Source organism: Streptacidiphilus carbonis, from assembly GCF_000787775.1.
Taxonomy (GTDB): Bacteria; Actinomycetota; Actinomycetes; order Streptomycetales; family Streptomycetaceae; genus Streptacidiphilus; species Streptacidiphilus carbonis.
Map to the genome: position 1 here is coordinate 101,552 of NZ_BBPM01000020.1, position 600 is coordinate 102,151.

Consider the following 600-nt stretch of genomic DNA (forward strand, 5'->3'; position numbering starts at 1 on the left):
CGCCGGCCCCGGCAGCCGCGAAAGGGGCGCGGGGAACTGCGCGACCAGCCCCCCACAACCCGCACCGCCCCACCCGACAGCACCGCGGTCCCCGCCGTCTCCGACCTCATCGCCGCCACCCTCCCCCCACTCTCCCTCCTCCTCGCAGCAGTCTCCGCAGCAACCGTCCTCGGCGCCCCCTACCTGGTGACCCTCCTCGCCCCAGGCCTCGCCGACCCGGCGCTCGCAGTGACCTGCACCCGCCTCACCGCCCTGACCATCCTCCCGTTCGGCCTCACCGGCTACCTCAGCGCCGGCCTCCGCGCCCACCGCAGGTTCACCGCACCCGGCGCCGTCTACATCGCCTACAACACCGGCATCCTGCTGGTCATGCTGCTGCTGCACGCCCCCCTGGGCGTCCGCGCCGCCGCAGCCGGTGTGGCCCTCGGCAGCGTCCTGATGACCACCGTCCTGCTGCCCCCCTTCACCCGCCACTGCGCCCGGCTGACCCTCCGTCGGCCCGGGCCCGGGCCCGGGCCCCGGTCCGACTCCGGCCCGGGGCCGAAGCCGCGGACGGCCCCCGCCTCCCCCGCCCTCGTCCTGAGCCCCCTGGCCCTGCTC

Annotated in this window: 1 protein-coding gene; it reads left to right on the forward strand. The window is 76.8% G+C overall.

Annotated features, from left to right (window positions below; all coding sequences use genetic code 11):
- On the forward strand, positions 1 to 600 hold a 600-nt coding region (locus TR46_RS44310; protein ID WP_304941286.1), incomplete at both ends, for a lipid II flippase MurJ.